The sequence below is a fragment of the Neobacillus sp. YIM B06451 genome, assembly GCF_032667185.1.
Lineage (GTDB): Bacteria > Bacillota > Bacilli > Bacillales > Cytobacillaceae > Bacillus_D.
In genome coordinates this window covers 204,619-218,939 of the sequence record NZ_JAVFKJ010000002.1, presented here as the reverse complement: position 1 = coordinate 218,939, position 14,321 = coordinate 204,619, and the positions used below count along the sequence as shown (strand labels likewise).

Here is a 14,321-nt window from a genome sequence, read left to right as displayed (position 1 = left end):
GAGAAAAGGATGAAGAATTTAAAGAGATGGGAAGACATTAAGACTGATGGAATCAACCGGCTGCCTGCCCGGGCGCACTTCTTCAGTTATCCGAATAGGGAAGCAGCGGTTGCGAATGAACCGGAAGCTAGCCGTTATTATCAGAAGCTGAACGGTACATGGAGGTTCTTATTCCTGGAGGCGCCTGAATATTCTCCGGAAGGTTTCTTTTTGGATGAATTTGATGCAAATGCATGGGATGAGATAGCTGTTCCCGGCAACTGGCAGCTGCAGGGGTATGGGAAGATGCATTATTCCGACCTTTGGTACAATTTCCCGATTATTCCGCCGCGTGTGCCAACAGAAAACCCGACCGGAATTTACCGCCGGGAGTTCGAGGTGCCAACGGATTTGAACGGGGAACAACTCATTCTTCGTTTCAATGGGGTCGATTCCGCCTATGAAGTGTATGTGAACGGTGAGTTTGCCGGATACAGCAAGGGCGCAAGAATTCAGGCGGAATTCGATATCACGGATCTTTGCCGTGCCGGGAGCAACAGTTTAACGGTCCGGGTGTTTCAGTGGTCGGACGGGACGTATTTAGAAGACCAGGATATGTGGTGGCTAAGCGGAATTTTCCGTGATGTTGAACTTTATACGCGGCCAACTGCCGGGATTTATGATTTTTCCGTAAATACCGAATTGGACGGCGACAATCAGGATGCGGTTTTGTCTGTTTCTGTTAAACTCACGGAACATAGTGGCCAGACGATAACGTATGAACTGCTCGATTCCACCGGCGAGCGGGTATTTCTTGAAGAGAAAAACGGGGATGAAGCTTTCAGCCGGTTGGTTGAAGCCCCGTTAAAGTGGAGTGCGGAAATTCCAAACCTTTATCATCTTTATATGACGGTAAAGGACAGTGCCGGCGAGACGATAGAGGTGATCCGCCAGCAAGTCGGCTTTCGTTCAATTGTGGTATCCGGGGAAACATTCCTCGTCAATGGGGTTGCCATTAAGCTCAAGGGTGTCAACCGCCATGATTATAACCCGAAGACGGGCCGTGTTGTGGAAAAAGAAGAAATTGAGCGCGATATTATCACGATGAAGCGCCACAATATTAATGCGATTCGGACGGCCCATTACCCAAACGCTTATTACCTTTATGATCTTTGTGACGAATACGGTATGTATGTAATCGATGAAACCGATCTGGAATGCCATGGATTTGAACTGACCGGGAAATATGATTGGATCAGCGATGATCCAGAGTGGGAATTGGCTCATGTTTCGCGGATGGAACGGATGATTGCGCGCGACAAAAACCATCCTTGCATTATCATGTGGTCGCTTGGAAATGAATCATCCTTTGGGCATAACTTCCGTGCGATGGCAAAGCTGGCGAAAGAAATGGACCCAACCCGCCTCGTCCATTATGAAGGGGACCGTGAAGCGGAAGTCACCGATGTTTATAGCACCATGTATACATGGCTGGAGCGGAACGATGACAGGCTGACGATGAATAAAATCATTGAAAAATCGAAGAAGCCGCATATTCTCTGTGAGTACGCCCATGCCATGGGGAACGGCCCCGGCAATTTAAAGGAATATCAGGATTTATTTTACAAACATGAGAAGCTTCAAGGCGGATTTATTTGGGAATGGTTTGATCATGGAATTGAAACCGTTGCTGAGGATGGCTCTGTGTACTATCGCTACGGCGGCGATTTCGGCGATGATCCAACCAACGGGAATTTCTGCATTGACGGGCTGATTATGCCGGATGGAACCCCGTCACCAAGCCTGCTTGAGTATAAAAAGGTGATTGAACCGGTTCAGACGGAGTGTGTGGATATTGAAAAACGGCTGTTCCGCCTGATTAACCGGTATGATTTCATTGGCTTAAATTATTTGGAGTTAACCTGCTCGTTGTTTGAGGATGATAGACTTTTAGATTCATTTGCAGTGGAACTTCCTGAGGCAGGCGGGCGTGAAACCGCGGAAATCCAACTCCCTTTAATGAAGGAATTTGAAAAAATCAACGGTGCAAAGTATTATTTGGTCTTTTCATATAAACTTAAAGCGGACACGCCTTGTGCGCCGAAAGGACATGAGCTGGCGAACGCCTCGTTTGAGCTTCCTGGGAAAGATAAGCTGCCGAAGGTACATGTAGGCGGTGGCTCCGGCCTACAGGTGAATCGGGAAGGTGCGTTCGTAACAGTAAGCGGAGAGGGCTTTTCGGTAACGTTTGATCGTGTAAAAGGGGCTTTGAAAGAGGTTGTCCGCAACGGAAAGGTTCAGCTTGAAAGAGGGCCGCAATTCCAGTTCTGGCGCGCCCCGATTGATAACGATATGTACTTGCTGAACGATTACCGCACGAAATACTTTATGCATTTGGGCCATGAAATCGTCGAAGAGGTCCAATACGGGTTAAGGGACGGGGTATTTGAGTGGCAGACGGATGCTCTGTTCGGGACAACAAACAGTTCGTGGCATTATAAGCTCCAATATTGTTACAGAATCCATGAGGACGGCGATATTGAATTCCGGATTAATGGGATTGCTTCGGGTATGAAGGAAAATGCACCAGCCATGATTCCACGGCTCGGGGTAAAAATGGTCTTAAATAACGATTTTGCTTTTGCCCAGTGGCGCGGCAGAGGACCAGGAGAAAGCTATGTAGATTCCAAGGAAGCGAATCACTTTGGCGTTTATCAAAAAACGGTGGATGAGCTGTTCACCAATTACGTAAAGCCGCAGGAAAACGGCAACCGCTCCGACTGCGATTGGGTTAGCCTCACCGACCAAAATAAGAACGGTGTCATTTTCACCACAAATGAGAAGTTTGATTTCAGTGCATCGCGATATGAAATTAGCGACCTTGAACATGCAAAACATACGATTGATTTGAAGCCCCGCGACTATGTCGTCCTAAATCTGGACTACAAGCAAAACGGTTTAGGAAGCAACTCCTGCGGCCAAAACCAGCTGAAAAAATATCAATGCGGCTTCGAAGACTTTTCGCTAGCGTTCCGAATGACATTATTTAATGAAGAAGAAATCACGGCTGTTGAACTCGGGCGGGTTGGGATGATTGGGGGAAGTGTCGCTCCAATCCCATTGAGTGACAAAGATTTGGCCAAAACCTGAAAAGATGTCGCGCAAATCCTGATGGGCGACAAAGATTAGGGCAATGGTTGAAAAGGTGTCGCACAAACCCGGATGAGCGACAAAGATTTGGGCAAAAGCCGAAAAGGTGTCGCACAAATTCGGATGAGCGACAAAGATTTGGCCAAAACCTGAAAAGGTGTCGAACAAATCCGGATGAGCGACATAGATTTGGCCAAAACCTGAAAAGGTGTCGAACAAATCCGGATGAGCGACATAGATTTGGCCAAAACCTGAAAAGGTGTCGAACAAATCCGGATGAGCGACATAGATTTGGCCAAAACCTGAAAAGGTGTCGCCCAAATCCGGATGAGCGACAAAGATTTGGCCAAAAGCTGAAAAGGTGTCGTACAAATCCGGATGAGCGACAAAGATTTGGGCAAAAGCCGAAAAGGTGTCGCACAAATTCGGATGAGCGACAAAGATTTGGCCAAAACCTGAAAAGGTGTCGTACAAATCCGGATGAGCGACAAAGATTTGGCCAAAACCTGAAAAGGTGTCGCACAAATCCGGATGAGCGACAAAGATTTGGCCAAAAGCCGAACAGGTGTCGCACAAATCCGGATGAGCGACATAGATTTGGCCAAAATCCGAAAAGGTGTCGCACAACTCCGGATGAGCGACAAAGATTTGGCCAAAAGCTGAAAAGGTGTCGTACAAATCCGGATGAGCGACAAAGCTTTGGCCAAAACCTGAAAAGGTGTCGCACAAAACCGGATGAGCGACAAAGATATGGGCACAGGCGGATCTGGAGTCGCTCACATGCGGATGAGCGACAAAGATTTGGCCAAAACCTGACAAGGTGTCGCACAAATCCGGATGAGCGACAAAGATTTGGCCAAAAGCCGAAAAGGTGTCGCACAAATCCGGATGAGCGACAGAGATTTGGCCAAAACCTGAAAAGGTGTCGCACAAATCCGGATGAGCGACAAAGATTTGGCCAATGGTTGAAAAGGTGTCGCACAAATTCGGATGAGCGACAAAGATTTGAGCAAAAGCCGAAAAGGTGTCATCAAGGCACGAGTTTCTTCTATATATATGGTGATTCTATTAAAGCAAAGGACGTATCTATTGTTTCATTTTTATAAGTTAAGAAACATCGAACAGTTTTCAATAAGTCGGGCTAAATGATTGCGCCCCCGTCAGAGCTGCTGTAGCGGTTCTAGCGGGGGCATTTTTCTTTAATTGCGAATGGTGTGTATTTGCTGAAAGGCTGCCGGTTTGGCTGGCTTGGTGTATTGGCCAATTTTTCCAAAAGGCTGATTTTATCCCTAACATGTTCTGCGTTAGAGAACTAATTTTTTTCTTCTGACCCATTGTGTGGCAACCCACTTTTCTCCAGTTATGACAGGCATTCCGCTATGGAGCGTTAATTCATTTAACGCCTGTTCTTCATAAAAATATTCAAAGTAAACGGCCATTCCTTTTTTGGGTGTAACGGAAAAGTTCAGTCGGGGGAAGACTGTTTCGCCGCCTTCTTCCACATCGTTCAAATACATGACGAGGGTGCTGATACGGTTATTTTCCACTGCTCTGCTTTTAGATGAAAAATAATCAAAATGCGATCTGTACTCTTGCCCAGGGAGATAATGGAGAACTTGAATTTCCTCACCATGTTCGATAGGAATACACATAATCTCTGAAACTCTTCTTTCGATTTTTGCGACCAATTGGTTTTCCATTTTATCGAAAAACATGCCACTGCTGGTTCGAATCTCATTTTCTATATGATTCTCACTAATTTTTGAACGCTTCATTCGATCTTTGGCTAAGACAATCAACTCATCACATTCTTTACTATCCAACACATTATCCAGGACCACGATCAATGGTTCCTTTATTTTTGCAATGATAGTTATGGCTCTATCTTCCGTATAGATTGTACTTTTTTGGTGATTGAAAATCGTTTGTTCTTTAGCTAAGTTTGACATATTGCTATCACCCCAGTTATACCAATTTATAGCAATTATACTATAAGAGTTTTGAATTCATAAAAAATTTAGAATAAAGACCATGGGAAAGACCATGGGGACGGTTCCGAAGGCTTATAGATGCCAGCAGAACCGTCCCGGTGGCGGTGCCGGTGGTGGTGATGCTTCAATAAGAATTAAAAGCGAATACTTTCCATTCACCATCCTCTTTTATCATGGCAAGTTCCGCATCTCTTTGTTCTCCTGAGCTAAATTGGAATGTAGCATATATGTTTATCATGTCATTTTCGGTCTTTTCTTCTTGTGTAATCCGGTAGTCAACTAAATCGTCACCACCGGTTCTATGAGTAAAATTTCTCATAGATTGATAAATCCAGCGCTCATCACCAAGTTGTTCTAACATGTATTCTTTTCCTGAGTTTGACCATAACTTTTCGGCCTTATCATAGTTTTCAACTTGTGTAGCTTTAATAAAATCATTCGCTACATCTGAAGGAGATTGCTTTCCAAACAAAATAATAGAAGCCACAATAATAATGCCTATTATGGCCAATCCTTTTTTGCTTTTTAAAACAGGAAAGTTAGTAATTAGGTTTTCGAAAAAACTGTCAGTTCCAGTTAACTTTTTGCCGCAATTCATACAGAAGTTAGCGTTATCTTCAATCTTATCTCCACAATTGGAACAATAATTTATTTTGTGTGGGGAGGGCATACTTGGTGGTTTCTCCTCGACATTAACTATATTATGGTTGGAAATTAAATCAGTCATCTTTCTTGAAATGGCGGAAGCAGTAACGAATACAATTAGAGAAATTAGTGCTATAAAAAAACCTTGTTTCAACGAAGGTTCCCATTCCCAATACACACTGTAAAAGAAGAAATTAAGGTAAGTAACAATTAATGCGATAGCAATAATGACTGTACTATTTTTATAAACCTTGTATTTCCTATTTCGATAAATTCTATATATCGTTATACCGCTTAAAATTGGTAATAAGACTGAACATAATATAAGTATTTGCAATAAATTCACAGTTATGGTATCCCATACACCGTATTCCCATGAAGAAATAAAAACGGACTCGTTCTCGATCAACAAAACTTTCCATAAAATTTTAAAACTCATAAATAAGGATCCACTCTCATCCGCTGATGTAGTAAACCAAGGCATAAAGTAGGACATCATTAATAACAGTAGGGATCCGATTTGGATAATTTTTTCTTTTAATAAATTGGCCAACACTTTAGCACCTCATCCAGTTAGAATCATGAACCTTGAACGCACAGTAGTGCCCATTGAAATTACAATCATTCCATCCATATCTGTTAGACGCCTCTTATCGCAAAACAATCAACGAATACCAGTCCCATCCTAAATACATAGTAAAATTTTACCGCAAAATACACACATAAAATCTAAAGTAAGATTAACTAAATTCTATGGAAAATATGGCACCGAAATAAGATTCCTAATGAAACTAGTATCGTCTTGATGATCCTTAGCGGTAGGGTGAAAGGAGGGGATTTTTTGGTTGGCGGCTTGGTTTATGGGCAGATTTCCCAAAAGAACCGTAATTGTAATATTTTGTATAATAGGAAGGAATAAAAGACCAGTTCTCGAATTAGTTGTGTAAGAGAAGCGATGGTTTTGGACCTGGGCGATACTAGAGGAAGCGCGGTGCTGGTGGTTTTAGTTGTGGAGTATTATGGCTGTTTGTGTGGCTGGAGTTACCGGCATGTGTATGGCGTGTGCAGGCGGGCGAGAAATTCGAAAAATCATAAGTAGGGAGCGATGTTGGTGCTGGAAAAAATCAAAGGCGGATTAATTGGGTTTGCTGTAGGTGACGCCATGGGTGTGGCAACTGAATTCATGAGTCCAGCCGAGATTAAACGGAAATATGGGGTGGTGAAGGAGATACTTGGCGGCGGCTGTTTTGGTTTTGATCGCGGCGAAACTTCCGATGATACTGCCATGACTATAGCTGTAGCTAGGGGTATCATTGCGAACTATGCCAATCCAATTGAGGAAATCGGCAAGGAATTTCTGGCCTGGAGGGCAACGAAGCCAAAGGATATCGGGATCACGATTTCGACGACTTTCTACCATTATGAAGGAGACTGGTTCGCGGCGGCAGAGGCGGCTCATAACCAAATAGGGGTAAGTGCCGGGAACGGATCGCTAATGAGGTGCCTGCCAATTGCTTTCGCCTATTCGGACCTTAACAAAGTCGAAGAGGTTTCAGCCCTCCAGTCGAAAATGACCCATCACGACGAGGCGGCATCGGAAGCGTGCATCATCTACAACCGTATCGCAAGAAGGGTTCTGCTCGGTGAGGAGTTAACGGCTTCGATTTTAACTGAAATAAAAGGCACCCGCTATGATAATGATTACGGCAGCGAACCCGATTGCCCGCCAGACGGCTATGTTGTCCATACGCTAAAGTGGGTATTTTACTGGCTGCTTAACCGGGAAAGTTATGATGATGTGATTTTTGGAGCCGTAAATTCCGGGGATGACAGCGACACAATCGCGGCCATCGCCGGTGGGCTGAAGGGCATCGAAGTCGGAAGCGGAAGCATCCCATCCAAGCATACTAATGTCCTTAAGGAACGGGAAAATCTTGAGGAACTGGCCGAAAGTCTTTTTGAAATTAGGGGCAGGGAAACGGCGGGAGTTTAGGTTTGATGAGAATGTAATTTGGCAAATAGTGGGTGTATTTTGGGGTTAGGAATAGTATAAGTGATAGGTGGTGAGTGGTATGAAAAACGACTATGAAGTTAATGGAGATATTACGATTGTGTATATTAATAGAACAGAAGGAGAACAGATTGAGGTAATTATAGATACAGAGGATTTAGAAAAAGTTAAGTCCTTCCCCAATTCATGGGGAGCGACAAAGGTACGAGGCAGTAGATGGCTAATAAAGGGTAAAAATAAGGTTAGAAAAAACATTCCACTGACCCGCTTTATCTTGGATGTAACTGATAATTCACCGGTTAGATTTATTAATGGCAACCAGTTGGATCATAGGAAAAGCAATTTAACAGTTGGTTATGAAGAAGTTCAAATTACAAAAGGCAATGAGTATGAGGTTAAAGGTGATATCGCTTTTTTAAAGTTGAATAGGCGGGATGGATCTTCAATAACCACTCAGATTGATGCCGAGGATTTACAAAGAGTACTAGAAAAAGGAACGTGGTTTACCGAATGGCATTCCGACTTCGAAAACTATCTGGTTCATAATGTTACCTACTGTTATGTTAACGGTAAAAAGCACCGAAAGAAAACGACTCTTCATTCTTTTATCATGGGAGTGGATAACAAGGAACCCATCAGGCATGCGGATAAAAACACCTTGAATAATTGCAAAGCAAACTTGAAGGTTTATAGCAGGGATATGATGAATGATTACGAGGAAATGGAAAATGATACAGTTGCTATTATTTTGAGGGATAAGCATGGCAAAGAAAAAGCTAGAACATTAATTGATAAAGAGGACTTGGAACGAGTGAAAACAAATGGATATACATGGGTCCATTTTAAAGGAAAAGGATATCCTTATGCTGTTTCTTATTCCCCAGAAGGACGAATTTATTTGCACAGATTTATTATGAATACTCCTGATGGGATGGTAACCGACCATCTAAACCATAATACATTGGATAATAGAAAGAGCAATTTAAGGAACGCGACTATTAGCCAGAATCAGCAGAACAGGGCAGGATCTAGAAAAGGAAGTAAAAGCGGGGTGCGAGGAGTTTCTTGGGATGAAACCAACCAAGATTGGATTGTGAATGTAAAGGGAATTTACTACGGAAGGTTTAAAGATATTGAAGAGGCAAAGAAGCTTGCACAAGAAAAAATTGAAGAACAGATGCCATTTCTAAAATGAGACATTAGATCCGGCCCATGTTTCACAAACCTAAGAATTGGCCCCGTTATAACCGCTAGTACGGTTACCATAGGGCCTTTTTTTGTTGGGTAGAATGGCGAATGGGGTGTATTTGATGGCAGCTTCCTAAATGGCGGGCTTGGTGTATTGTCCAATTTTCCCAAAAAGAGCATTTAGCGATAAAATTACTCTGGAATGATTTGTACAATTTGGTCTCTAGGAGATAAAACGATGAGGATTTTAACTTGGAATGCGGCAATGGCATTTAGGAGTAAGATTGAAAAAGTGGTTCCTTTCATGGCGGACATACTCGTTATTCCGGAATGTGAAGCTCCTGAAAAATGGGCAAAGAGCAGGTATGTAAACGACCTCTATCAATTTGAATGGTTTGGGGAAGACCGGAACAAAGGTATTGGGGTAATGACATTGAATGACTCGTACCAATTAGAAGTTCACCCATCTTACAATGAAGAGTTCCGCTATATCATTCCTCTTAAGGTGACAGGCAGAGAAGAATTTACATTGCTGGCAGTGTGGTCACAGCGAACAAAAGGCACCTTTCAAAGTTACATTGGCCAAATTTACTTGGCATTGCAGTATAACAAATCCTTGCTTAACGCTCCATCCTTAATCATCGGTGATTGGAATAGCAACAAAATTTTCGATTACATAAAGAGGGTTGGGAATCATACAAAGGTTGTGGAAATGTTAAGTCATTATGGGATTAGCAGCTTATACCATCACTATTTTAATGAAGAACAAGGAGAAGAGTCCAAGCCAACTCATTATTTTAGGAAAGAGGCTGCGAGCCCATTCCATATAGATTTTGCTTTTGGATCGCAAACATTTATAAATCGTTTGATATCCGTAGAAGTAGGGACGTATGAAGATTGGATTAGACATAGTGATCATTTACCGATATTTTTAGAGATACAAGATATATAGGTTTTAGGAGGCTTTGCTATGCAAAAAACTATCAAGTATAACTTAAATGAGGAAACACGGAACTTTATTTTAGCTTTTGAAAAATCTGTGCCAAGCGGGAAGGTTTATAGTAACAAAGAGCTGGTAGAACTCTTTCATCAATCTCCCTATTACAATGAAGTAATTGAAAAATACTACAGCACCGCTGTTTCGAAAGCAATATGGTGGGCTGTAAAACGAAGTGCTCGTTGGGTTATCGATAGGGGAAGCTATACAAAAAATTAATTTGTAGGCGGCTCCTAACTGCTCATGCGCCCAAAAGAATATTATGTTTTCTTCGCTAATTATTAGCACGGAAGAAGATATGCGGTGCGATATTACTGTTCCAAATATGGTAAAATGAAGAAAATCCAAATATGAATAGAGTGACAACCATGTTTAACGAGTTATTAACCGCATTAGGTCTAGCGATCAGAGCTACTCAAAATCATATCAATCAAAATCTCTTAAAAGAACTGGTTAATTTAGAGAAACAACAAGGCCAAGTGCTGGAGTCTTTGCATCATAATATTGAAGCTCTGCAAATTGGGCCATTCCATTCAGGTATGGCTTGTCTCTGGGATGCGAAAAAGGAACATCGCACCAATAGGGAACGTTATGAATTAGTCCAGCAAGCGAAGCAACATTTCATAACCAGCCTTGGTATTTACGAAGCGAAGCCATATAAAAATTATAAAGACCTCTTTGTCCTTGGGTATATTCAAAGCTATATAGCGGTTAGTTGGGCATTATTGGGCAAGGTTGAGGATTCAAAGGATTGGTTGAGTCTTTCTAAAGAATCTCTTCAGGATTCACTTAGTCAGCAAAATGAACTCATAAATAATCTGAGAAAGGAAGCAGAGAAACAAGATTTTGATGTAGAATGGTCAATTATGGGTGGAGCTTCTTTGCCAGCAATAGTGAGGCCTTTTGCTGGAAAGTCTGTACAAAATAAGATAGATAAAAGTCGGAAGACTAGAGAAGAACTTAATACGACTATTGCATTTAAGAGAAATACAGAAGAGTATGCAAATTTCATTAATCAGTCACTTGATATTTTGACTATAGAATCCGAAATTCAGTCTGATGGTGCAAATTATCGCAAGTATATCCCCGTTGCTCAGGTGCTGATTTCAAATCTTGCAAACTCAGAAACGGTACAGAATGATAAGTTAAAGAGCGGATTAACTAAGGTAAGCAGCCTGCTAAATCGGATCTCGAAGGAGTGAACTAAAGGGCAAGCTGGGTGTGAAATGGCTTAAGAGAGGTTTCTATTCTCTCCGTTACTTTTTAACATCGTTCTCTAACCGACACCATGATTTTGATAATCCAGAAATATTAGAGCCCCCGTATTAACAGCTGCCGCGGTTAATATGGGGCTTTCTTTTTCGTGGTTGTTGCGAAAAAGAGTAGTTGCTTATAGCCTATATTTTGTATGGAAGCTGGTTTTGTAATTTTGGGATTTAAACTGAAGGGAGTTTGTTCATAATTGGGGGGGGGAAGGCGGCTTGGGGCCGCCTTCGGTTTGTACCAAATTACTGTTGAAGAAAAGATTTGGTGTTTGCCCGAACAAAGATCATAGCCCCGACAAAAATTTCAATTAATGCCGAAACCAGAGTGTGTTTTTGCCCGGACAACGCTTCTACATTTATTAGTATAGACCTTAATTATTAAGGTTGTTTTAACAGTTTATGAAAAAAAGATTAATAAATTGAAAACAGTAGATTTTTTAAGAATGTTCTTCGCGAAGGGTACGGTTTAATTTAAACTTGTCACCTTACCCTAAACAGCATTCGCTGAAACTGCTTCTTTTGGATGAATTCTTATTTTCCACCTGAACTGTTCCTCCTATTTTGTGCGTAAAATTTTGGCAAATAATTAGAGATTCCTCTCTATTAAAGTTTTTGCACAAAATGAGTAAACTTATATTGTCTGATATTTCGGACAATTTAATAGTTTTGGAGGGATTCGATGAAAATTAAGAAGAAGGTTGTAGCTTTTTCACTATCTGGGCTGATGGCTTTTGGCGGAATTTCTGCGGTTGGCCTGCCTGTTGGCGCGGTGGGCAATGGTCCCAGTGCTGGAAATGGGTCCATCCAGACATCGATTTTACATACTTATGAAAGTATGGTTGAGTACCTCAAAACCCAGGACGCAAAGCAGGCTGCAATGGAACTTGAGATTATCGGTAAAACAGTGAATGGCCGGGATATTTACATGGCGAAGTATCTTTCCAACCCTTCTAATCCGACCATACTGTTCCTGACACAGCAGCATGGCAATGAACAGCTTACAACCGAAGGCGCGATGGAATTTATCAAGCATCTTGGAACAGGAAAAACAAAGGACGTTTTGCAAAATGTAAACGTTCTCATTATTCCGATGCTGAATGCGGATGGCGCTATGGGCGATGTGAATTTCTCTTTAGATAATTACCTTGCAGACGGTGACCGCCATTTGACGCGTTACAACGCAAATGAAGTGGACTTGAACCGCGAGCATGACAAAGCCACGTCTGCGATGGAGCCTGAAGTGCGCGCGCTCCATGAAAATGTATTACAAAAGTATAAAATTGATTATATGATCGACCTGCACCACCAGGGTACGAGGAGTGAAACGGAAGGAGAATTAGTTTCCGGATCCATCCTCTATCCGACGAACGAAAATGTCAAACCTGAGGTTCTTGAAAAATCCAAGAAGCTTGGGGCCATTGTCTATAATGAACTTGAAAGCAAGGGCTGGGGGCATATCGGCAAATATGTTGGAGGGTCTGATGAAAGAATCGGACGCAATGGAGCTGCTGTCCGTTACGGTATTTCAACGCTCCTTTTCGAAATGCGCGGGATGTCCGACCATTACATTGAATCCTATGCCCTCGGCCAAAAGAGCAATGGCTATCTCATCAAACAAACGGTTGAAACCTTAGATGCAGCTGTAAACGCAATCGCCGACGGATCGATTGAAAAAGCAGACATTAGCTTCTGGGAGACCCTACCTGAACAAAAGAATAGGGCTTCTGAAGAAGAAGGAGAAGAATAAAAAATACAAGAAATGACGTGTGCAAGTTCACACGTCATTTCTTATGTCTATTATCAATAAAGCACCCGAAAGCGGAACTCATTAGTTGCAGGGGGTCAGGCTTATTTTAATGAGTTGCGATTTTTCAGGACTTCTTGGAGGCGGTCAGGAAAGTTAGTGAACATGCCTGTCACGCCCCAGTCGAGCAGTTTTTCCATATCGGCTGTTTCGTTAACTGTATATGGGTGGATCAGAAGGCCGCTGTCACGGACTTTTTGTACATAGGCTTTATCGATTGCGGCATAATTCATGCCAAGTCCGATGCTATAAGATTTGTACTCTACCAGTTCTTCATCTGTTAAAGTTGCAGGTTGATCGTACCAAAGTAGTTGAACCAATGGAATGGATGGATCAATTTCGTGGACCATTTTCAGGCTGTCCGCGCTGAATGATTGAATGATGACTTTGCTGGAAGGCACATTTTTCCCTGTCAATTTATACTCGTTCAGGATTTCTACCAGTTTTTCTTCCATGCCAGGGTAAACTTCAGGAGATTTTGTTTCAATGTAATAGCGGGCGCCAGAGCCGAATGTTTCAATGACTTCCTGCAATGTTGGAACTTCAAGGCCGACGTACTCAGGCTTTGCATACTCCGGATATTTTTCGTTGAACCAAGAACCAGCATCAAACTGCTTAATTTCCGCGAGTGTAAAGTCCTTAACAAGGCCGGTTCCATTCGTAGTGCGGTCCACCGTTTCATCATGCATGGCAATCAGTTCGCCATCTTTGGTCATTTGGAGGTCAATTTCTATGTAGTCGCCTTTCATTTGCTGGCCGAGCTTGTAAGCAGGTAGTGTATGCTCAGGAGCATGGCCAGATGCACCGCGATGCGCAACATTGAGGATTTTGTTGGGATTAAGAGAAGGCTTAATCAAATCCGCTGCCTGTACATGGCTGACAGCTCCAGTTCCAATACCGACAAATGCTGCAGACATCATGACATTTCTGAAAAAACTTTTCATCATCATTTAAAATCCCTCCATTCATTAGTCTCTTTAAGCTTAATAAACGTAAATGAATAGAGTGTGAAGGGGGAATAACAATATAGTTACAAAATTGTAAATAGTGAAAATGCTATTTTTTGCATTGTTGTTTTCACATGGTTTAGTGAATGGAAAAGTTTAAAAAGGATTTAGGCAATACAGAACAAAGAAATTTATTTTTTAATGGAGAAGTATCGTTTGGTGTTTCAATTGTGAATTGATTTTAAAATCAGGTCTGGCTAAAGCGAGTATCTAAATAAGAAGCTCCGATGTCGTCCCCTGCTTCGGAAAAAAGGTCTGAAAAGAGCGCGGCTTTTCCCCAGTAG

11 protein-coding genes are annotated in these 14,321 nt (G+C 42.2%); 7 read left to right on the top strand and 4 right to left on the bottom strand.

The features are described from left to right. The first annotated feature begins 9 nt into the window (after positions 1-9). Positions 10-3,129, top strand: coding sequence for a beta-galactosidase subunit alpha (gene ebgA, locus RB160_RS05580; RefSeq protein WP_316569245.1), 3,120 nt, complete (start codon positions 10-12; stop codon positions 3,127-3,129). Here ebgA and RB160_RS05575 read toward each other — a convergent pair. From RB160_RS05575 to RB160_RS05565, 3 genes are all read right to left on the bottom strand, one after another. Further along, positions 3,022-4,113 (bottom strand): hypothetical protein, encoded by a 1,092-nt coding sequence (locus RB160_RS05575; RefSeq protein ID WP_316569244.1) that lies wholly within the window; start codon positions 4,111-4,113, stop codon positions 3,022-3,024. The two genes, ebgA and RB160_RS05575, sit on opposite strands and share 108 nt — an antisense overlap. 320 nt (positions 4,114-4,433) lie before the next feature. Continuing rightward, positions 4,434-5,078 carry a 2OG-Fe(II) oxygenase gene (locus RB160_RS05570; protein WP_316569243.1) on the bottom strand — a complete coding sequence of 215 codons (645 nt, stop codon included), beginning with the start codon at positions 5,076-5,078 and terminating at the stop codon, positions 4,434-4,436. Between the two features lie 166 nt (positions 5,079-5,244). Next, a complete protein-coding gene (locus RB160_RS05565) occupies positions 5,245-6,318 on the bottom strand; it encodes a zinc ribbon domain-containing protein (RefSeq protein ID WP_316569242.1) in 1,074 nt (357 codons plus the stop codon). Positions 6,319-6,870: 552 nt separating this feature from the next. Here RB160_RS05565 and RB160_RS05560 point away from each other — a divergent pair. The 6 genes from RB160_RS05560 to RB160_RS05535 all read left to right on the top strand — a co-directional run bounded on the left by RB160_RS05560 (position 6,871) and on the right by RB160_RS05535 (position 12,973). Further along, positions 6,871-7,758, top strand: coding sequence for an ADP-ribosylglycohydrolase family protein (locus tag RB160_RS05560; RefSeq protein WP_316569241.1), 888 nt, complete (start codon positions 6,871-6,873; stop codon positions 7,756-7,758). Between the two features lie 79 nt (positions 7,759-7,837). Then, entirely contained in the window at positions 7,838-8,971 is a 1,134-nt protein-coding gene (locus tag RB160_RS05555) for an HNH endonuclease (protein WP_316569240.1), read from the top strand. A 231-nt stretch (positions 8,972-9,202) separates the two neighbouring features. Then, complete coding sequence (locus RB160_RS05550) at positions 9,203-9,916, top strand: endonuclease/exonuclease/phosphatase family protein (protein WP_316569239.1); 714 nt, start codon at positions 9,203-9,205, stop codon at positions 9,914-9,916. 18 nt (positions 9,917-9,934) lie between these two features. Continuing rightward, positions 9,935-10,180 carry a hypothetical protein gene (locus tag RB160_RS05545; protein ID WP_316569238.1) on the top strand — a complete coding sequence of 82 codons (246 nt, stop codon included), beginning with the start codon at positions 9,935-9,937 and terminating at the stop codon, positions 10,178-10,180. 149 nt (positions 10,181-10,329) lie between these two features. Then, positions 10,330-11,163, top strand: coding sequence for a hypothetical protein (locus tag RB160_RS05540; protein WP_316569237.1), 834 nt, complete (start codon positions 10,330-10,332; stop codon positions 11,161-11,163). A gap of 742 nt (positions 11,164-11,905) precedes the next feature. Continuing rightward, on the top strand, positions 11,906-12,973 hold the full coding sequence (locus RB160_RS05535) for a M14 family zinc carboxypeptidase (protein WP_316569236.1): 1,068 nt from the start codon (positions 11,906-11,908) through the stop codon (positions 12,971-12,973). Positions 12,974-13,074: 101 nt separating this feature from the next. Here RB160_RS05535 and RB160_RS05530 read toward each other — a convergent pair whose 3' ends face one another. Continuing rightward, positions 13,075-13,974 (bottom strand): glycerophosphodiester phosphodiesterase, encoded by a 900-nt coding sequence (locus RB160_RS05530; RefSeq protein WP_316569590.1) that lies wholly within the window; start codon positions 13,972-13,974, stop codon positions 13,075-13,077. Positions 13,975-14,321: the final 347 nt, after the last annotated feature.